Origin of the sequence: Brevibacillus laterosporus (assembly GCA_007833815.1) — a bacterium.
GTDB lineage: Bacteria > Bacillota > Bacilli > Brevibacillales > Brevibacillaceae > Brevibacillus_B > Brevibacillus_B laterosporus_D.
On the sequence record CP033464.1, the window covers coordinates 4,475,604 to 4,494,280 of the forward strand.

At 31.4% G+C, this 18,677-nt stretch carries 23 protein-coding genes; 3 read left to right on the forward strand and 20 right to left on the reverse strand.

Translation table 11 applies throughout. The features are described 5' to 3' along the window. Positions 1–207: 207 nt before the first annotated feature. The gene (locus EEL30_21980; GenBank protein QDX94713.1) at positions 208–600 is read left to right on the forward strand and encodes a hypothetical protein; all 393 of its coding nucleotides are present in this window, start codon (positions 208–210) and stop codon (positions 598–600) included. A 33-nt stretch (positions 601–633) separates the two neighbouring features. Here the strand turns inward: EEL30_21980 and EEL30_21985 are convergent, their stop codons facing one another. The 14 genes from EEL30_21985 to EEL30_22050 all read right to left on the reverse strand — a co-directional run bounded on the left by EEL30_21985 (position 634) and on the right by EEL30_22050 (position 11,519). Continuing rightward, complete coding sequence (locus EEL30_21985; protein QDX94714.1) at positions 634–939, reverse strand: hypothetical protein; 306 nt, start codon at positions 937–939, stop codon at positions 634–636. 171 nt (positions 940–1,110) lie between these two features. After that, on the reverse strand, positions 1,111–1,386 hold the full coding sequence (locus EEL30_21990; GenBank protein QDX94715.1) for a hypothetical protein: 276 nt from the start codon (positions 1,384–1,386) through the stop codon (positions 1,111–1,113). 226 nt (positions 1,387–1,612) lie between these two features. Beyond that, on the reverse strand, positions 1,613–1,903 hold the full coding sequence (locus tag EEL30_21995; protein ID QDX94716.1) for a hypothetical protein: 291 nt from the start codon (positions 1,901–1,903) through the stop codon (positions 1,613–1,615). A 56-nt stretch (positions 1,904–1,959) separates the two neighbouring features. Further along, positions 1,960–2,295, reverse strand: a complete 336-nt coding sequence (locus EEL30_22000) for a hypothetical protein (protein QDX94717.1) — start codon at positions 2,293–2,295, stop codon at positions 1,960–1,962. Positions 2,296–2,619: 324 nt separating this feature from the next. After that, positions 2,620–4,170 carry a DNA cytosine methyltransferase gene (locus EEL30_22005; GenBank protein ID QDX94718.1) on the reverse strand — a complete coding sequence of 517 codons (1,551 nt, stop codon included), beginning with the start codon at positions 4,168–4,170 and terminating at the stop codon, positions 2,620–2,622. An 83-nt stretch (positions 4,171–4,253) separates the two neighbouring features. Continuing rightward, positions 4,254–4,484, reverse strand: a complete 231-nt coding sequence (locus tag EEL30_22010) for a hypothetical protein (protein QDX94719.1) — start codon at positions 4,482–4,484, stop codon at positions 4,254–4,256. A 257-nt stretch (positions 4,485–4,741) separates the two neighbouring features. Continuing rightward, complete coding sequence (locus EEL30_22015) at positions 4,742–5,053, reverse strand: hypothetical protein (GenBank protein QDX94720.1); 312 nt, start codon at positions 5,051–5,053, stop codon at positions 4,742–4,744. A 51-nt stretch (positions 5,054–5,104) separates the two neighbouring features. Continuing rightward, positions 5,105–5,344 carry a hypothetical protein gene (locus EEL30_22020; GenBank protein QDX94721.1) on the reverse strand — a complete coding sequence of 80 codons (240 nt, stop codon included), beginning with the start codon at positions 5,342–5,344 and terminating at the stop codon, positions 5,105–5,107. Between the two features lie 72 nt (positions 5,345–5,416). Further along, positions 5,417–5,854, reverse strand: a complete 438-nt coding sequence (locus EEL30_22025) for a hypothetical protein (protein ID QDX94722.1) — start codon at positions 5,852–5,854, stop codon at positions 5,417–5,419. Between the two features lie 279 nt (positions 5,855–6,133). Continuing rightward, positions 6,134–7,738 (reverse strand): DUF4942 domain-containing protein, encoded by a 1,605-nt coding sequence (locus EEL30_22030; GenBank protein ID QDX94723.1) that lies wholly within the window; start codon positions 7,736–7,738, stop codon positions 6,134–6,136. A 132-nt stretch (positions 7,739–7,870) separates the two neighbouring features. After that, the gene (locus EEL30_22035) at positions 7,871–9,733 is read right to left on the reverse strand and encodes a hypothetical protein (GenBank protein ID QDX94724.1); all 1,863 of its coding nucleotides are present in this window, start codon (positions 9,731–9,733) and stop codon (positions 7,871–7,873) included. 30 nt (positions 9,734–9,763) lie between these two features. Beyond that, a complete protein-coding gene (locus EEL30_22040) occupies positions 9,764–10,024 on the reverse strand; it encodes a hypothetical protein (GenBank protein ID QDX94725.1) in 261 nt (86 codons plus the stop codon). A 97-nt stretch (positions 10,025–10,121) separates the two neighbouring features. Continuing rightward, on the reverse strand, positions 10,122–10,739 hold the full coding sequence (locus tag EEL30_22045; GenBank protein QDX94726.1) for a hypothetical protein: 618 nt from the start codon (positions 10,737–10,739) through the stop codon (positions 10,122–10,124). Between the two features lie 399 nt (positions 10,740–11,138). Beyond that, complete coding sequence (locus EEL30_22050; GenBank protein ID QDX94727.1) at positions 11,139–11,519, reverse strand: hypothetical protein; 381 nt, start codon at positions 11,517–11,519, stop codon at positions 11,139–11,141. Between the two features lie 144 nt (positions 11,520–11,663). On the opposite strand from EEL30_22050, the gene EEL30_22055 reads away from it, so the two are divergent. Further along, positions 11,664–11,891 carry an XRE family transcriptional regulator gene (locus EEL30_22055; GenBank protein ID QDX94728.1) on the forward strand — a complete coding sequence of 76 codons (228 nt, stop codon included), beginning with the start codon at positions 11,664–11,666 and terminating at the stop codon, positions 11,889–11,891. 78 nt (positions 11,892–11,969) lie between these two features. Here EEL30_22055 and EEL30_22060 read toward each other — a convergent pair whose 3' ends face one another. From EEL30_22060 to EEL30_22085, 6 genes are all read right to left on the reverse strand, one after another. Then, positions 11,970–12,368, reverse strand: a complete 399-nt coding sequence (locus tag EEL30_22060; protein QDX94729.1) for a hypothetical protein — start codon at positions 12,366–12,368, stop codon at positions 11,970–11,972. 114 nt (positions 12,369–12,482) lie between these two features. Next, positions 12,483–12,863: a hypothetical protein gene (locus EEL30_22065; GenBank protein ID QDX94730.1), complete on the reverse strand. Its 381-nt coding sequence runs from the start codon at positions 12,861–12,863 to the stop codon at positions 12,483–12,485. Positions 12,864–13,138: 275 nt separating this feature from the next. Next, the gene (locus tag EEL30_22070) at positions 13,139–14,377 is read right to left on the reverse strand and encodes a hypothetical protein (protein ID QDX94731.1); all 1,239 of its coding nucleotides are present in this window, start codon (positions 14,375–14,377) and stop codon (positions 13,139–13,141) included. 21 nt (positions 14,378–14,398) lie between these two features. After that, the gene (locus EEL30_22075; GenBank protein QDX94732.1) at positions 14,399–14,590 is read right to left on the reverse strand and encodes a hypothetical protein; all 192 of its coding nucleotides are present in this window, start codon (positions 14,588–14,590) and stop codon (positions 14,399–14,401) included. Then, a complete protein-coding gene (locus tag EEL30_22080) occupies positions 14,583–15,044 on the reverse strand; it encodes a hypothetical protein (protein ID QDX94733.1) in 462 nt (153 codons plus the stop codon). Before EEL30_22080 ends, EEL30_22075 begins: the two co-directional genes overlap by 8 nt. A gap of 818 nt (positions 15,045–15,862) precedes the next feature. Next, positions 15,863–16,918, reverse strand: coding sequence for a site-specific integrase (locus EEL30_22085; protein ID QDX94734.1), 1,056 nt, complete (start codon positions 16,916–16,918; stop codon positions 15,863–15,865). A gap of 128 nt (positions 16,919–17,046) precedes the next feature. Here EEL30_22085 and EEL30_22090 point away from each other — a divergent pair, with 128 nt between their 5' ends. Then, positions 17,047–18,603: a hypothetical protein gene (locus EEL30_22090; GenBank protein QDX94735.1), complete on the forward strand. Its 1,557-nt coding sequence runs from the start codon at positions 17,047–17,049 to the stop codon at positions 18,601–18,603. Positions 18,604–18,677: the final 74 nt, after the last annotated feature.

Below are 18,677 nucleotides of genomic sequence, written 5' to 3' on the forward strand. Positions count from 1 at the left end.
AGTATGAAATTATCCAGAACAGAAATTGCGTTAACAATTTCTAGCTTATTATCAATAACAGCTACTTTTGTATTACTCTGCTATGCCGTTTTTAGCGCCTTTGAAAAATGGATGCCTAATGTCTTTCTTTTAATTAGTATATTGTCAACATCTGTGTTTTGCTCAAGGAAGATTTGCAGTATCTCTCTTGAAAAGAGGAATTTTCGCTTGTTTTTGCTGGTTTTATATTTCACCTTTATAGGGTTCATACTTGGAATAACAATTACAGCAGGACTTTCAAATATAGTTGAACAATATTATAAAAAATTCAATAGTACAGCTACGTTATTATTTTGCACATTCATAATATTAATTTTGTTTTTCTTGTTAATATTAATCGGCAAAGGAATATCTAATTTCTTACAAGATTCTAAGTTAGCACTTTTTATTTCTAACTCATTGCTATTAATTTCATATGAAATATTTGGTTTATTCAATATACAAGTCAATGTTCATTCAATACTTTTTCCAACATTCTTCAGTAGCTTGGTTGCAATGTCATACATAGAATATATGTTAACATTCAAAAACAAATCTAAAACCTCAGAGACAACAGTTTAAACCGTTGTCTCTCTTAATAAACCTTCATTACATCTACTTTCCAACTGTAATAGATTCAGCATTCTCTACACGCATTAATCCATCTTCAATGTTGCTCGGATCAAAGTAAGCAACTACTACGTCCCCCACCTTAATTGTGTTACTTTGTTTCACATTCTCCTCCAAGAAATAGATATTGCTATTATCATTTACTCCTGTGCCATAAAATTGATCGTTATCAATCTGTGTTACCTCATATGTGAATGTTGTATACTGGTTGCAAGCTGAAACATTCTGCTGATTGAATACCGCTGCTGTTACCAAAACGAACATACTCAGTGCTAATTTGAAATTAGACATCATAACAACTCCTAAATTTATTATTTTTATTTTTTAATGCCATATAATGAAATTCCACTTTTAATATATATTGCTAGCTAGTATATTTCTGTCACATAAGGTATAGATTATTAATAGAACGATGTAACCTGCATTTATTTCTTATATGGGAGATATGCAGGTTATCGTTTTTTAGGACTCGTTCTCCTCAAAATATTCGTTAATATCATCAATTCCAGTCTCTTCATCAGACCAAGACAACCATTCTTGTTCTTCTTCATCCCATTGTTCTACTACTGTAGCATTTGCATAATCCGGTTTGATGTTATTGTCATACTGAAATAAATCATAGTCGGCAAGTGTATTGTGTACAAGTCTTGCTTGCTCCAAATTATCTACTTCAACAACGAATGGCTTGCATGGAATTTGTGGAAAGTGGCTTACTCTTAATTTTTTTACTTGTTCCATTTAGTATCTACCTCTCTCTTAATAATAGTCATTCAATTAAAGTCATTACACATATCTTCTTCATGAACATTGTTCTCATGGATGGTGCAGTACAAGATGTGTTCTCCGTTTTCCCCGTCGGTACTAACCGAATTGCCACAAGTTAAACAATCTTTGTATTTTAGCATTTACTATCGCTCCTTTCTAAATAAAAAATTTATAATTTTAACTCACAACCCTGTTCAAGCTAATAATTCAACCTACTATGCTCTGTTTCTACTTCATTCGGATATTTCTTTTTAAGTTCTCTACTTATCTCCTCCATAGTCGATTGAAGGTACACATAAGCCGCATCCAAGACTGCTTTGCGCTCTTTAATCTCCTCCTCGCTTAAATCTTGTGCATCAAGAAAAAGCATATCAAATAATCCTTGCGGATACTGTTGCAGTGCAAAGTTCCATAAGTCAAAATCAATTTCTTGCGCAAATTCAATATGCTCTTCGTTAATTTTTGATAACATCTTTTCAAATTTCCCCAATGATAAAACCTCATTTCTCAATAAAAGATTCGTTTTATTTATAATCCTTTAATTTATTATTCGGTATCAGTACTTATCAACTCAGTAGGAGCAAGCAATATCAATCCAGATGTCGTTTCACATAAAGAGAATCCGTTGTTATATTCGTAAATAACAGTCAATTTTAAATATCGTGGAAAACCATCATAATTATCCTTTAAGAACCCTTGCTTATCAAGCATCTTTTCTTCATCAGCATATTTGCCAAGCTTCAATAATTGAGACTGATAAGCATCAAATCCTTTAAGTAATTTATCTGCTCTCTCTACTCCTAGTTCATTTTCAAGCTCAAAATACAACTCACTTGCTAAGCTTTCAAACTTTTTAATAACATCAAATGTATTCTTATCCATGAATACAGTTCCTCCACTCTCAATTAAAGTCACATTTTTTCAAACTTCCAAAAAGTTGATTTATCATTAGTATATATCTTTTTCATTATATAGTATTTGGATTTTAAAATTGCAACTTCTATATTTCTATTAAAATCTGAATTTCATTATATGATTATGAACTTCTCGTATTCATTTCCTACCAACTCAACCTCGCACGGAAAACTTATAACTTCACTTAATCTGCATACTTGTGCTGGATGGAGCCTCGCCAACTCTTCTAATTCTTCTTTTGACTCTACCCAGATTACCTTTTTCATTATACTTTCCTCCTCTTATTCAATCCTATAGAAGACCTGTTTGAAGATTCCAATTATTAAAATTAAATTTCATGATTGCTTTCTTGATCACTTTAGCTACTGCGTATACTAAATTTACTGGTACTCCATTTGCTACTTGCTGTTGTTTTGCACTAAGTGATCCTTGAAAAATGAAATCATCGGGTACACCTTGAAGTCTGGCAGCTTCTCTCACTGAAATTATTCTGTTCTCTTCTGGATGGGTTATTGTAGCTTTTCTAGGGTTAACGATTGTTATAGATGGTTTGTCCCATTCTAAACGCTTATATAAATCGCTATGCTTTCCCTTTGGTCTTATCTCTTCTGGAATATTGAATACATTACCTCCTTGCGGAACGTAACTCATACGCTTAACTGTAAGCTCTTTCGCTTTGGATACATCCAGTTGATTGGGTGTGTTATCATTTAACCCTTCGAAAGCGTCTCTTACTGTCTTATAGTATTCTGGCTCGAATGTAGGCACTGGTAACTCTATACGCCCCACTTTACTGCCTATAATAATAGCCCTTTCTCTAAATTGGGGTGCGCCATATGACACCGCCTTAAGCACTCCAGACGTTATCTCGAAATCTGATAACTGTTCATAAATTTCATTCTTAAATTGTCCATTACCAGCAGTGAGAATTTGTGGTACGTTTTCTAACACAAACACTTTGCAATTATCATTGCTTTTTATGGCTTCTATGTATTCTCTCACAAGTAGGTTATCAGGGTTATCGAGAAAATTTGTGTATCTATTCGAATTTGAAAATCCTTTGCATGGTGTGCCACCAATCATGATAGGTGCTTTTGTTATATCAGACTTATTAAATTCCCTTATGTCAGCTTGTACGACATGCTCCCCATGATTATAACGATATGTCTCTACTGCTTCAGCATCCTGTTCTAAAGCAAACACAATGTCAAATCCTGCTTGCTTAAAACCTAAGTCCATAATACCTGCACCACTAAACAATGATGCTATCTGCAAAGGTATAGCTAGGTTTTTTAGACTTTCTTTTATCTTATGGAAGAAACCTTCATTTATATCTTCATCTTGGGAAACGAATTCGAATGAATCTTCTGAAATATCAAACGTAGAGCCAACTACCTTTTTTAATTCTTCCCTTGATACTGCAACTGTGACTTTCTTTTTTACTGACAGTATATTTGTAATATCTGTTACCTTGGTTTTACGACCAAAGGCTTTTTTTATCTTGTTACCAACCTTAGTTACAATACTCTCTTCCGCTTGTTGATACCCTTCTACAATGATCTGTTCTTCATAAATTTGAACTTGTAAGTAATCACATTCTTTAAATACCGCCAATGCTTGCTGATTACGTATGTCTATTACTGGTTTGACACCATCGCCCATTGATCTCTTGGAAACTGTGTTATCCTTTTCATTATCAGAAGGTACAATTATTACTTTCTTGTTAACTGGATCGACTATATATTTGAAATGACTACTCGGTTGAAAGCTTGTTTGTTTTAATTCTTTATCTTGCAGATAGATTCCACGACTAGAATTTTTAGCTTTTCTTTCTTTTATCATTTATAATCATCCATTCATTTTTTTATTTTAATTAATATATTTATTTTTATTAATCTATTAAAGAACGCTTTTATTAGACAATATTAGGATTGTAACTCTGCCCAGAATATCCCTTTTGACACTCCAAAATCCACCTTACACTTCTTTCTATTTAAGAATAGTTCTAACTGCTCATCGTTTAATGTAAATCCATTCTTGTAATCTTCCCGAATAAATACGTGACCGTTAATTGTTGTCATATCATAAATAAATTTCACTTTGGTATTCCTGATTACCATTCCCATGTACTTACAAACAACTTTACCAACTCTCATTTATCATCTCATCCTTTTGGATAATATAGTCAGTTCATTTATAATGTTAAACAAAACCCACATTCAGAATACTTTTATTTTCTTATTCCGCAAGGTATCCTTTTAGCTGTTCATCCTCTGTTGCAATATCGTCAAAATATAGGTTAATAAGTTCACTCTCAGACTCTTGATTAATAAACATTGACAACTCACTTCTGAGCCTATCAATATCCCATACTTTAATTTCTTCCAAAACTCGTTCTTTCACTAGACCGCATTTATCTAAACTGTGGGGCTACGTCATAACTATAACCATTCTCTTTAAATTCCTTTTTCTTTGTGATTCTATAATTAAAATAAAGGAATACTGTTTGTCCTTCTGCATTCTTGTGCGATGGTTTCAGAGGTTTTCTAAAATGTATGAAATGTTGTTTGCTCATTCCAATATCTAATTGAATAGCACCCTTTGGAGTATCCAAAGTGACAGGATACCATTTGTTAGTGAAACGTTCGTCGAGTGAAAAGAATTTCTCATTAATTAAGTCAGCAAAATCTGAATCAGTAAAAGCCCCTATTTCTAGTGTTTGCATTAAGAATCACTCCATTATTTTTATTGATCTGTTATAAGACTCTTTTATCATTTATTTATATTCAAATAGATAATTTTCTGCTGGTATTACTACTTTCCCATTCATTTCAAATAGATCAATTTCGCCTGCTCCATTTTCTTTTGCAACTTGATAGAACTCATCATAATTCCAATCTTCGGGGGTCAATCCCTTATCTGAAATCCTTTTGGATATTGCGAAAAATTCCCCTTGTTTCCCCTTTAGAGTGTTTAATGGTTTGAATTGTAATCCTTCAAAAGTAAAGTTTTTCATTTTATTCACTCCATTTATTTTAATTTTATTATTTGAATGAAAGACCGCTTTTATAGGAATCAGAAAATATCGTTATGGATTTACCATTAACTTTTCATAATTTAAAATCTGTTCATATGTTAGCCATTCAGGTTTTTTATTGTTTGGAAAACTATTGTACAATTCTTTCATTTGGTCAATGTGTTTTTGTTCATCATTAAGATACAACCGATTTTTATTCCTATTTCCATAACCAAGGTAATAATCACAGTCACTTCTTAACCTATCGAGCATCATATAGTTAAATCTGTTTTCCTCTTTAACGTACTGGTTCTTAAAGTGTATTTCCAAATCTGATTTTATGGGGCTATCAGGTTCACCGTCAAAGCTGTTTTGGCAACTATATAGCTCTGGTTTCTCACTTCCTAATGTTACATCTTTCCATAGCATGTTTGATTCAATACATTTGTAAACTGGTCTATCCCAATCGTCAACGCCTAAAAATTCCATTTTTCTAACTTTATTATCCATTTTAGTCACTCCTATAATTTTAGATTTAATAAAATAGTGTCATTTCATCATATACAACAAGTATTTTGCATTTTCATTTTTTACTTATAGAAAGAAACACACTCACCTGTTATCGGGTTATATAGATTGATCCAACCTCTTTCCATGTGTTCGTAAATCTCCAGCCCGTTACCTGTTTGACCTCTGTAACTCCATTTTGATGGATTGAAGATTGTGTAATCACCTTCAAATATGTTTGTATCCTCCTTGTTTTTCTGTTATGTGAGATCTGATATTGGGTTATGAAGTCAACTTCAATAATTCAATTGTATCCACGATGTAATATGACTTATTGCTCATTACTTTGTTATAAGACTGCTCTCCTTCAAATTGGTTTATTACTTCTTTATCTTCCGTTGTCATATCTTTGTATTTAACCTTTCCGTACGAAGGAGGTAGCCAGTTTCTTTTTTGTGATCCAAATAAATTAAACTTGTGCAATAACTCCATGTTTTTGAATTCAATATGGCATGTGCCTTTTTTGTAGAAAGTGACATAAAAATATTTTAAACTAATTTTTTTGTTTTCATTGTAGTATTCAGCCATTTTTAAAGCCTGTGTTATATCTATTTCTTCAGTTTTCCCATTGTCCAAATAGTTGAAGACTTTTTCAATGTCTTTTAATTTGTTTAATACTTTATAATTACTAGGCTCATACCTCCCCCAAGAATATTGCAAATCCCTAAATCCATTCAAAGGTATAATCACTTTTTTGTTAATTTTATATGCTTTATTAGTTTTCCATCCGTTATAGTAATGAATATTTTTTGATGCTTCGTCAAAATAGTGTTTATGACTAAACTCTTCGAATAGGTTTAAAATCGTTTCCTCTACTCCTTGAATCATTTCTTTACTTAGTTGGATTCTTAGGGAATAAATGTTGTATAAGGAAAAATCATAATCCTCTAATTCATCTACAGACTCCAAATATTTCTGTTTTAAATTGCTTGTAAACAACCCTATAAACTGTTCATTGGTGAATAATGCGCTCCAGTATTTTGATCGAATTTGTTTTATATATGCATTTTCTATACTACTTCCTTCCTTGTCACTATATTCTAATTCTAATTTTAACACTGGTCTGTTATTATTTGTAAAACTATTTAGCATGAAAGGTTTTAAACTGTTATATTCATTTATGAGTGCTAACCCTACTTTTACTTCATAATTATACTGATCAACTATTCCCTTGATGAAATCAGAATTTATCAATTTATCACTGGTATAATTTGTATTTATGTTATATTTTTGTTCTTGTTTCAATTCGTCCAAAATGACGCTGTTATACTCAATTTTAGGAATGTCTAAATAAATCAGAGCTATTTCTACATTTGTTTTTCTTTCTGCATCCGTAAAAGCATTTTCTATATATTCAATTTGGGCATTGTATTGATCTAATTGCCGTATAAGTTCTTTCCTACTGTTAGTGTAAGGGTTTCTCAATGTTTCAGCATTTAACAAGCAGACAATTTTCCCTCCTGATTGTTGCATTTCAATTGCTTTTAATAAATGTTTCTCTCCTTGAGAAAAAGGAGGATTCATAAAAATAGCATCGTAATTTTTAAATGTGTTATATGTTAAAAAGTCATCATGCACTAGTCTAAACTGTTTCCCTTTCAATATGTATTGCAAGTTGTTATCTATTTCTATTGTGTCGATGTCGTATTTTTCATTTCTGTAATATGACTGACTATATTTAAATTTTTCTGTTATTGCTTCCGCAAGATTTCCCTTTCCTGCACTTGGTTCTAAGATTGTCCTAATTGTTTTAAAGTCTATAAGCGATAACATTTTATGAATTAATTTACCTGGTGTCGGATAAAAGTCTGGATTGTTATTTAACATTTGCTATATCCTCCTTATATTCAGTCTGTTATTTCAATTTTATAAGCAACCATAGCATCATATAATATATATGGAGCTTAGGGATTTTTATTATGCAGATACCCCTAAAACTGCATGGAATACACTGCTCTGTTATATCGGTTTATACGTGTTTACAATTGGTCTGATTCCCTGTTGTTCAAAGAGATTTAAAATCTCATCATACAGCTTTTTGTCACATGACAAGTACTTACTTTTGGTTAATGTGTAACCATTACACACTTCTACATCATGTAATACGGTTTCAGGTAGATCATGCCAGCCTTTATATACTAACAAAGTAGAATAAAAGTAGTTGTAATATAATTGTCTTTTATTCACAGGTTTAAAAGTTAATTTTACAGCATTTTTATATTGTGCGTATGTTGTAGATTCTACGCTGTCAAATGTTATACGATTCGTGACAATTGTTCCAAAGTCAGAAATATAAAACAGTGTGAGTTTTTCGCCTTGTTGTATGTCTGCATTTTTGAATTGCTCCTGTATTCCATCCACTTCTTGCAGTAATTTATACATGCTTACTTTTAGGGGTTCAGTGTACAACTGTTGTATAATTTTCTTTGTTAACTTCATATTGTATTGCTTAAATTTCTCTTTGATTGCTTCTTTGTACTCTTTCCAGCTTTCATTTTGCCATGTTTCAATGATATCTAAATCAGAAATAATATTGGTAGAAATATTCTCTAATTGGTCAGCCTGTTCTTTTAATGCTGTTATTTTTTCTTCACTTATTACCTGTTCGTATTTGAACGTCATTTCTATTGTTGCGTTATTTACTAGTCCAACATATCGAGCATAACTATATCCCTGTGCATCTATCACGAATTGCAATTTGTTATTAAGATATACTGCAACTCCTAGTAAATTCCATTTTACAGTTTTCTTTTCGTCTTCATCCATGTTATAGAAATCTGCCATTGAATTAATTCTGTTATCGTCTGTATAACTTCCACCAGTTTCACATAGAAAGTCAAAATCATGTAATAACATGTTAGTAAAATATGTTAACGCTTCTTCATTGTTAAAATGTACTTCTTTTGTTATTTTCACGTTTTCGAGTGAGTATTCGCCCTGTTCAACTTCTTCCTTATATTCATCGATTGTATTATTTTTATTCATATTTGCAAATTCAGAGCCGATTACAAAATATTGTTCGTTTTCTTCTAGTGTTTTTACATCTACGCTGTTATAAATAAATTCAATTTGTTTTTGTTCCTCTTGTTGGTGTTTTTTATATTCAATTTCTTCTAGTTCCCTTTGTTGTTGCCATTCTAAAAATTCTTGATGTCTTTTTTCTTCTTCAGCTTTTTGAGCTTCTTCAAATTTAATATCAAAATCTTTCATATTGTTTTCAATTTCTTCTGTTACTTTAGTTTGTGAATATTGCCAGTCAATTTCTACCCATCCATAAAAATTGTAACTTCCTGCATAATCAGTGTAAGGGTCCGCTGGATCATAGCAATGATTATAAGCATTTAAAAGCTTACTGCAATATTCTCTGATTGCTATCAAGTATTTACTTTCCTTCTCATATGGAGAAGATACAATGTAAAAATTAATGCTATTGTAATCACTTGTTACTGAAAATTTGCACTGAGGAAATCTTTTTCTGACGTGTGTGCGAATTTCCTTTGCCATTTCTTTTGTATACTGTTCCCTGTTAACTTCAATATCAGTCCATTGTGTAGAATCCCACAAACTAATATTATTATTTTTAGTTTTAGTTTTTTTAACTACTTTTTCTGTTGATATTGCGACTTGTTCACTGTCAATTGTAAGACTTCTAGCAATTTGGAAAGCCCTTTCTGATTGCTTTGTGTACCAGCATTTTTTAAATCCTGACCATCTAAAACCATTTTCTTTCAAGTTGTCAATTACTTTTTGTACAGGCTTAGAATTAAAGAATAATTCAATTCCATTTAATTCCTCATTGATCTTCAATGTTGCTGTTCCCATTTATTGTTCCTCCTAAGTATGTTTTTCGTTTTATGCTACGTCTATAATGCTATTTGTAATTGGATCTAAGAATTTAACTAAGGCATTATCTTTCCTAGCTTGTAATAGTAATTCTTCTGCATCATCATATGTATATTCAGAAAGAAACTCCGGTAAATCTATTATCTCTTTCAATAGCCATTCTGCTTTTACATCGAACCAAAGTGAACCATTTAAGCTATCTACGTCCGAAACAGGAAGCAGATATTGAATGTTACTAGCATAGGTGTTAAGAGTGATTGTTTTATTCATGTATTCATCCTCCTTTTATTTGAACCACCTGAGAAGCTTTTTGCTTCTCAACGCTTTGAGCCTAAGGTCTGTTTATACTCGCTCAATCGAGTTATTATCAACCTTCATATCTAATAATATGTTTATTGCCTTCCATACCATTCCACATAGGACCTAGCAAATTTTTAAAAGTTGGTTGACCTCTTAGCTCCTTTCTTACATTTGTTTTTTGCAAGATTCCTGTTTCTTCGTATTCTTTTTTTAAATCTGATATATCATTGTAAAATCTTCTGCCTTTTGCATCTGCCACCTGATAAATAAATTCAAAATCTTCTATGCTCTTATAGTAATCTTCATTTAAGATCACAAGAGGTTCTTCGCTTACAGAATTTAACCCTTGGTATAGATATTTTTCATCAAAGCAACTATAGGATGTTTGAGTTACAATTCCTGCTATTTTATCTGTTGCATACATTTCATCTGCTACGTTTTGCCACCCTTTCCAAATGACTAAAGTTTTTCTAGGGGTGAATACTGTTTGATACCAAGTTCGTTTACCTTTTGGCTTGAATGTGATATACAGTGCATAGTCATACTGAGCATATTTTTTTACTTCAGCTTCTTTGATTACTACATGTTGAGCATTTGGAAACCCGAATTCATTAAAGCCAAACAATGTATATCTTTCGCCTGAAATTACTTCATTAACCACTTTTTCGAATTGTTGTTTTATCATCTTTTTTATCTCCTTTTTAACTATTATTATTTATGTTTACATTTTACTTTGAAAGTAATAATTGACCGTATATAACTTGGTTCTTCATCTTCTGTAATCTACACCATTTTTATGCCACTCTTGCAACTCCTACAACTTCACCTATATTAGATAGATCTGATTCAAAAATATCTTCTGCATGCTCTCTAGACGTTGCCATGATGTAATGAATATCATAAACCATTTTACCTACGTTATTATCAAAACGCACTGCTCTGATTTCATATTTACCCATCATAAATCGCCTCCTATGTATTTCTTTCTTGATTACAATTATAAATTTTTATTTTATATTTTTCCAATAAAATAGTCATTTCATTTGCACTGGTGAATTATTCTCACTTAATTTTCTTTTCAATTTTAGTACAATCTAGGTTTGTAATCAGCTATGTAAACGACATTAAACAGGTCATGGTCATTTGCACAGCCGTCACACAAATATCCATTAAAAGGGATTTCTCTTTCTTCGATATGCTTAACTTCTATCCAACGTTTTCCTCGATATAGTGCCGTTTCTACATTACAGCCGCAACCCACACACTCGCAAGGGGACACATCAAAGATTTCACAATATTTCATAGCCTGCTCTAATGATTTCGCACTATCGAACAATAATTCGTAGCCGTCTTTTTCAAACCTCTCACGTTTAGTTACAAAACGCTTCTCTTGTTTGTCCGATAGAAAAATCGCATGGGTGTTCCATTCGTCAATTTTTTTTATGTATATATTGATGAAAGACATCTGAACAGCTCCTTTAATTATTTATTTAACGTACTATAACCGTTCTTATGTCTTAATTATAATCCATAAATATATGGATGTCAATATTTATGGATGCATATATACAATTTTATTTTTAAGTGTTATAATGTATTTATTAAATAAATTGGGGTGAATTATTTGCTTAAAGTGCGACTAAAGGAAATTCTTGAGAGTAAACCCGAATACACACAAAAGAGACTAGCCCAAGAAACTGGAATACAGCCTACAACAATAGCCGAAATAGCAAATAATATGCGGACAACATTTAACCGCAGCCATTTGACTAAAATTGCAAAAGTTCTTCAAATAACTGATATGAATGAATTATTTAAACTTGATGAAGATGAATAACCAAAAAAGCACCTCGCAGCGAGTATACTGGAGATGCTTTTTTTATGTAATGAAAGGTAGATTTTATTGTTAAAAAGTCTATACTCTAATTAGTCCAACAAGGTGAAAATAAAGTGAAATTATCGAAACTATTACCGCAAAAATTAGAGAAGTTCCTTGCTCTTGCCCATAGGGATTGATATAAAAGGTTACTGCCCAGACTGATGTGATAATAACTGATAAGGTGATACAGAATGCAATATGATATTTTGAAAGATAGAGTTTGACTCCAAAATAAACAAGAAAAACTAAACTTAATATTACCAAAGTATTCATAAAAACAGTACTCCATGCATAATGAACTATACCACACAAAAAGACAAGCAATTCAGCCATAATACCCCAAAAAAATGAATCAGCCGTACTTTCAAAACGGTATCCTCTCCAAAAATTCTTTGTTTCCCTATAATATTTTCTTCCGTCATTAAATTTCCACATACTTTCCCCCTGTTGATACTAGTAGAATTAGTGTTTATGTAGTATAGCCAAGATTAATTCTACTATAGCTGAAGAAGTACTGCATACCTCAAGTTTATGACCTCGTTAGCTTATCTATCCTTCTATATCAGATTGAAAGGAGCTAATGATACTCTGTGGCTCCTCTTCAGTTAAAAACAACCTACAGTGAGAAGGTAAAACGCTACCTGTTTTACTATTTTTTACATACAATACATAATATCTACTAGTTTTCATGATTTGGTATATTTCATCTTTATAACCAATTTCATCTCCAATAGGAGTGAATAGAAACCTTCTCCATACCTTTCTAGAATTTTCTTTTACGATGCAATCAGCTTTAGCCATCATTTCAATTCCATTCATAAACATAATGCTATATTTATCTGCTGATTTACCTGTAATGAATCCAGTTTCACCTTTAAAGTTACCTGATACAATTTTAATTAGTTGACCTAATTCATATTTAATCAACATAAATATCACCACTTCTTAGTTATATATTAATTTTATATAGTTTAATTACATTTAATTCCTAATGAAAATATACTTCTATCTCATAACGCAACATGTTGCGTTATGAACACTCCTTTTACGTAGTAAAATGAGTGTGTATCTTTTATACTTTTATGAATTAATTTATTATATATTTTATCTTTTTATATAAACCTTTCCTTTAAGACCTACAGCCCAAAAACGCAGTCATACCAATGCTTTTTTTTTCGGTTTATTGCCTTTGAAGCAATAACATTTTATTTGATATCATCATCCAGCCAATTTATTAATAACTCTCTCATTCTTTTGCTTGGTATATACAGATTGATTTCCTTACCTTCTCTAATAGCTGACCTCCATATCCATTGTAGTAATTCCTGCAACGCATTTAGATCATCATTCACCTTTACACCTTTTGATATGAAATAGTTAGCTATGACTGGATGTAAGAAACGATTGATTGTATATGCTAAGGCTGTCTTGTCTTTATATTCATTAGTGGCTCGACTCGTACAAGATACAAACCCTTTTGCATAACCCTTTCCTTTGAGCTTGGATTCATAATCTGCAAAGGTAGTCCACATATTGGCATCTGATTTAGATTTGAGTTTGTTGGTAAAAAAATTTAACACATTGTTTTTCATTTTACCATGCATATGCTTCTTTTCATGATACCACTTCTTAGACAATGAATGATCCTTATCCCCTATTTTATTTAGTTCATCCCCTTGATAAATATGAATTTTCTCTTTTAAGGATTTCTTAATTTCTGTATTACACTGCCCAGTGGTTTCTTTAAATAGATACAGATCACCCTCTTTAGTTGCAATATATTTTTTATATTGAATTGAATTAATGTCATAAAAATACTTTTGATATTGAGCTTCAAACAGATAAGTTAATACATAGACCTCTTTGAACTGTTTGAATATCTCTACTGGAAACGTCCACAATAACATTTTACCATTGTGTAATACTAGGTTATGATTTAGTGCATACCTTCTTATGAGCTTAAATTCTCCATCATAAACCCCCTCACTCTGCTCTTTATCGGTGTTCCAATAAACTATACCATCGCTTTCATACATCCATTGATTTTCGAAAAGCATATTTATATCATGTGGTTTAATATGTAATTCCTTAACAACTTCTATTACCTCATCTAAAACTAAAATGTAGTTACCACTATAGATCAATTCCTTAGTCTCTTCTGTAGCCATCTGGAATAACACATGAGTGGTTGCTATGTTCTTATTATCCTTGAGTAGATTATGAAATGAATCAAGCTTATAGAATGTTTCTCCATCTTTTGAAAATACTTTAGGGTCGTAAAATTTCCTATCTGAACAAAACTTCTTAATACGTTCCACTTCTGGTAAGTAAGGTGTGATATAGATGTAATTGTTTTCTGTGTCTGAGTTGATCATGTTAATTGCCGCTGATGATTTACCACTACCCATAATGGAGTCAACTACTTTAATTATTGGCTGTGTCATTTATTCCCCCTGATGCGTTTACTATTCATACAGATCAATGTTAATAGTCAAATCATCATTTACATGTGTATCATAATCAACCTTTAAGCCATCTAGAATGTCAGTAATTAATTGAACCATATCACCTTGTTCAAACGCTTCATTGTTATTAGCGATGGTTACAGTATCATCGTTAGTTAATACAGACATGTATCTTACAAATTCATTAAGCACAGCAATTCACCTCTTGTAAATATTTATGTGAAGCTATTTGCACATTTGGCTTCAAGAGTATATAAACTGTTTGCGTTCCTTCATCGTTCGAAAGATCAATCTTTGAATCTGTAAAAATGATCGTATCATAACCAGCGTTGACAATCAGATTTTTGAACTCCTGAATGTATTCAGCATTATTTAAAAGGAATTTCATGTCTTCTCTAGTTGGCTTATTAGTGTCAATATATTTATTTGAGATAGGAATATTGAAAAAGAATTCATCAAAGTTATCAGTATGTGCAAAAAAGGGGTTATTGATTTCTACATTAACAGATACTACATTCTTCCCATACATATTAGCTTTATCAGGTGATTCAGTTAGCCATGTACCAATTGAGTTATAGTTGGCTACTGGTAGATCAATGAAATTGATATCCGTTTCCCATGTACCATGATATAGAACATTCTGCATTATAAGCATCTCCTTTAGTTAAAGTTAGAGGATTATAAGTGGATAGTTAGAGGAACATATCGAGGAAAAACATTTTATTATCTGAGGTTCTTTATATTTATATTATATCATATTAGACTTATCATGTATACATATTTTTACTTAATATTTGAGTGTATATGTGATAGTTGTAAGGTAACAGTGTGACAGATGGGCATAGTAAATGGGATATGAAGTGTTCGGCTCCGGCTTACATGTTATAAATCGAATAGGCTTATATAATAGCTATTTATTACATTCTGAATTTCCTTAAAATAGTTGAAATGTTTATGCTCATCTTCTATTGAGGGTTTTATATGGTCATTTGTATATATTGGTGAGTTAAGAAGGTGATTACTCAACTTTGTATATAATGTATCTTATATACAAAATAAAAAGCCCTTAAACAAAGGCTTATAGAGGTATGGGGGGGTACTTTTACATCCAAAACAAGAATATATGTTCGCATTTCAGGTGCAACACATCCACTTCCACACCATGAAATTTGGATCGTAAATTGGATCGTAAGCAGCTCGATAAACTCTAATCATATCAACGCTTTTCCTTTCTTATCAATCCCATCAAAAATTGCATCTTTACCTATTTCGACCTTATAAATGACTACTTTCCCTTGATATAACTACCTTTTAACGATACAGAGAACACGATCATAGATAATACACCCTAAAACAACAGTAAATGTCCCGAAAACCTTTATATTATCTACATGTCACGATACATTATTATAAAACAAAAAAACGCAGCCATCAAAACGCTACGTTTACCCATGTATTTAAACATTATTTATTAATTTTTCTCCCAATCTCTGCCTTAATTCCAATATCCAGTCCTTGAATGACATTGATAATTTCCTCTTTACTCATCTCTTCTAACTTAGATAAATCAATCTCTTGCCCAAGTAAGAAGGAAGGCATCATCTTATAATCATGAATAGAGTCTGTATAAATGTTTAAAGTCGTACTTGGATTCGCATGATTAGCATGCTGCTGAGTAATTTTTACGTCTTTAAATACTTTTTGAGTCGTATCTACGCTACCCTTTTTAAACGAGTGAAATGTTATCTTTCTATCCTTAGAAATCTGCAATTCTTCACATGCTTTAGCAATGGCATTATTTAATGTAGCTTGGGATCTAATAGTAAATACTCTTTCTCCCTTTCCGTGTACTTTTATAAATTCCATTAGCTCATTGTAAATAACAATTGGAATAGGTTTATTATCCAGTTTTCCTTTTTTGTCATAAGCTTTAATTACTGGTATTTCATTGTTTATTAATAGTATTTCGGTACGTTTCAAATTGAACAATGCATTTTTTCTAATTGCTGTTTGAGCTGCTAATTTTAAGATTATTGATTTTTCCCATCCATTCTTCTGATTCTTAACCTTAATTATAATTTGTTGCATTTCATTCCAAGTCAAAAAGCCATTAGGTTTAGAATTATTTTCGGTTAAAGGAATCAACTTAAATACCAATGAGTTAACTTGATAATCATAGTTCGGTAAAAAATCAAATAGTGATTTCACTATGGAAATTTTTGTATTAATAGAAGAATTTGAATACCTTTTTTTTACCCCATTTTCATCCATTAAGTTAATTAAGTAATTTCTATACTCTACAACCTCTTGCCTTGTAAACATTAAATCTTCTTCATTTAATTCATTTAGTTTTTTCCCTCTTGTATATCCAAAAAATTGTTCAATGTGTTGCTTATAACTAATAGCAGTATTTTGACTAGCTCCTCTTCTCTCTTCTAAGAATGATAAGATCGCTTTATGTACAGTAGGTATGTGAATGCCTATTACTTTCGTATAGCCTTGAGTATTGTTCATATTCATTTCCCCCCTTACCTAAGCAAATTATATAAGAGTGGGTTCAATAATACAATATAAAAAATATATATTGAATTAATCTTTAATTAGATGTATACTGATTATAGATATAAAAACTATGAAGGAGGATTAATTTGAAGTATAAGCAATCAGGTATTTTTTTAATTTCAAATAACATCAACGATAAAGTTTTTGTGGAATTTTCCAGTGATATTCCTAAAGAAATCTTAAATACATATTCTCTATTAAATTCAGGAATTCATGATAATCGAGTTTTGCAAATCGACTACTCTCTATATGGTAAAGAAAATTTCAAATTTCAAGTAATAGAAAATGTTAAAGCTGAAAATTCAAAGAAATTAAACGCCTTATTAAAGCAGCGTAAAGAACATTGGGTTAAACAATTTAAAGCTTTTCTGTACTCACATGGCTATAACTTTAAAACAACTAAAAATTGCTGGAATGTACAAGATGATTATAGAGATGTATTTAAAAAGATTTACAGCCTTTTGGATTTCAATTTACCTTACGCTAAAGAAAGAACTCAGTTACTCCATAACACTCTTGAAGACAGCTTATCCTATTGGATGATTGAGTACGTATCCTCGCCTGCCTTCTGGGATAAGCAAGTCAAGACAAGCAAGGATTACCTAATTGAATCCGAAACAGACTCTTTCCTAAAAAGACTAGAAGGTTTGGCTAACTACCTTCTTCATCCAAGATACGATGATTTTGTTCAGGAAGAGTTGATTAAGAATAACCCCAAATCACAGAGACGTTCCCCAAAGAATCATTTGACTAAAAGTAAACTGAAGGAAATTAAAAAGAAAGAGTTACATACTAGCAATTTTGCATTAGATATAGAAAAAGGAACCAAACATTTCTTTGAGCAATGCATCACAGAACAAGACATAGAAAAGTATGAAGAGATTAAAGAACTAGATGTTTTTCTTAAGAAGTTAAGTATGCAATTAGGCTATGGATTACCTAAGAATGACCGCGAAACACTCCAAAAACAAATTGAAAAATTACATGGGAAAAGGAATTTAAATCTACTTAAAGATTTCTACAAAGATTTATCAAAAGAAATTCTTATCATGAAAGAAAAACTAGCAGGAACTATTCACTTTAAAAAACTTCAAAAAGGGACAACAAGAATTGATTATGATTGTGACACTGGTTATTTCGATGAATTGGGCACTTATGTTTCTGTATCTGAAAATAAAATTGACTTTAAAAATGAAAAACACATTCTTGAATTACTTAACCACTACTATTCATTGAAAAAAGGCTGTGCTGACAAGCCTAGCTCTGACATGTGGCATATCTTATATGTATTAGATGAGTTAATCGAGAAAGTAAATTTTGAAAATTATGTTAAAGACATTCTTACTATGAAAATTGAAGGTGCACCAGGTAACGAGATAACTTCTTACCTTTTTGATAAATATAAACTCACTTTAAATGACGACAGGATTTCAAAGATATTTAATTCATTTATCCCTAAGATGATTGCCGATACATACCTTAATGATCATGAAGAATGGCTTTATACATACAAAGTTAAAGGAAAGTACAAAAAGTGCAAAAGCTGTGGCACTAACAAACTGTTATCTGAAAAATATTATAGAAAAAGGTCAGATAAAAAAGGGGACGGCTATTATAACAAATGCAGGTTTTGTGAAAAGTGACAGTTTTAATGCAAAAAACAGCCTTCAAGTCCCTATATATAGTGTAAGGATATAAAAAATAAATTAACGGATAA

Coding starts and splice junctions, on each gene's coding strand:
- EEL30_22050 (QDX94727.1), bottom strand. CDS start 11,519: ATGTCTTTCATCAATATATACATAAAAAAAATTGACGAATGGAACACC.
- EEL30_22015 (QDX94720.1), bottom strand. CDS start 5,053: ATGCAAACACTAGAAATAGGGGCTTTTACTGATTCAGATTTTGCTGAC.
- EEL30_22085 (QDX94734.1), bottom strand. CDS start 16,918: ATGAATATGAACAATACTCAAGGCTATACGAAAGTAATAGGCATTCAC.
- EEL30_22020 (QDX94721.1), bottom strand. CDS start 5,344: ATGAAAAACTTTACTTTTGAAGGATTACAATTCAAACCATTAAACACT.
- EEL30_22080 (QDX94733.1), bottom strand. CDS start 15,044: ATGCAGAATGTTCTATATCATGGTACATGGGAAACGGATATCAATTTC.
- EEL30_22060 (QDX94729.1), bottom strand. CDS start 12,368: ATGTGGAAATTTAATGACGGAAGAAAATATTATAGGGAAACAAAGAAT.
- EEL30_21985 (QDX94714.1), bottom strand. CDS start 939: ATGTCTAATTTCAAATTAGCACTGAGTATGTTCGTTTTGGTAACAGCA.
- EEL30_22030 (QDX94723.1), bottom strand. CDS start 7,738: ATGTTAAATAACAATCCAGACTTTTATCCGACACCAGGTAAATTAATT.
- EEL30_22035 (QDX94724.1), bottom strand. CDS start 9,733: ATGGGAACAGCAACATTGAAGATCAATGAGGAATTAAATGGAATTGAA.
- EEL30_22040 (QDX94725.1), bottom strand. CDS start 10,024: ATGAATAAAACAATCACTCTTAACACCTATGCTAGTAACATTCAATAT.
- EEL30_22000 (QDX94717.1), bottom strand. CDS start 2,295: ATGGATAAGAATACATTTGATGTTATTAAAAAGTTTGAAAGCTTAGCA.
- EEL30_22010 (QDX94719.1), bottom strand. CDS start 4,484: ATGAGAGTTGGTAAAGTTGTTTGTAAGTACATGGGAATGGTAATCAGG.
- EEL30_22005 (QDX94718.1), bottom strand. CDS start 4,170: ATGATAAAAGAAAGAAAAGCTAAAAATTCTAGTCGTGGAATCTATCTG.
- EEL30_22065 (QDX94730.1), bottom strand. CDS start 12,863: ATGTTGATTAAATATGAATTAGGTCAACTAATTAAAATTGTATCAGGT.
- EEL30_22025 (QDX94722.1), bottom strand. CDS start 5,854: ATGGATAATAAAGTTAGAAAAATGGAATTTTTAGGCGTTGACGATTGG.
- EEL30_22070 (QDX94731.1), bottom strand. CDS start 14,377: ATGACACAGCCAATAATTAAAGTAGTTGACTCCATTATGGGTAGTGGT.
- EEL30_22045 (QDX94726.1), bottom strand. CDS start 10,739: ATGATAAAACAACAATTCGAAAAAGTGGTTAATGAAGTAATTTCAGGC.
- EEL30_21990 (QDX94715.1), bottom strand. CDS start 1,386: ATGGAACAAGTAAAAAAATTAAGAGTAAGCCACTTTCCACAAATTCCA.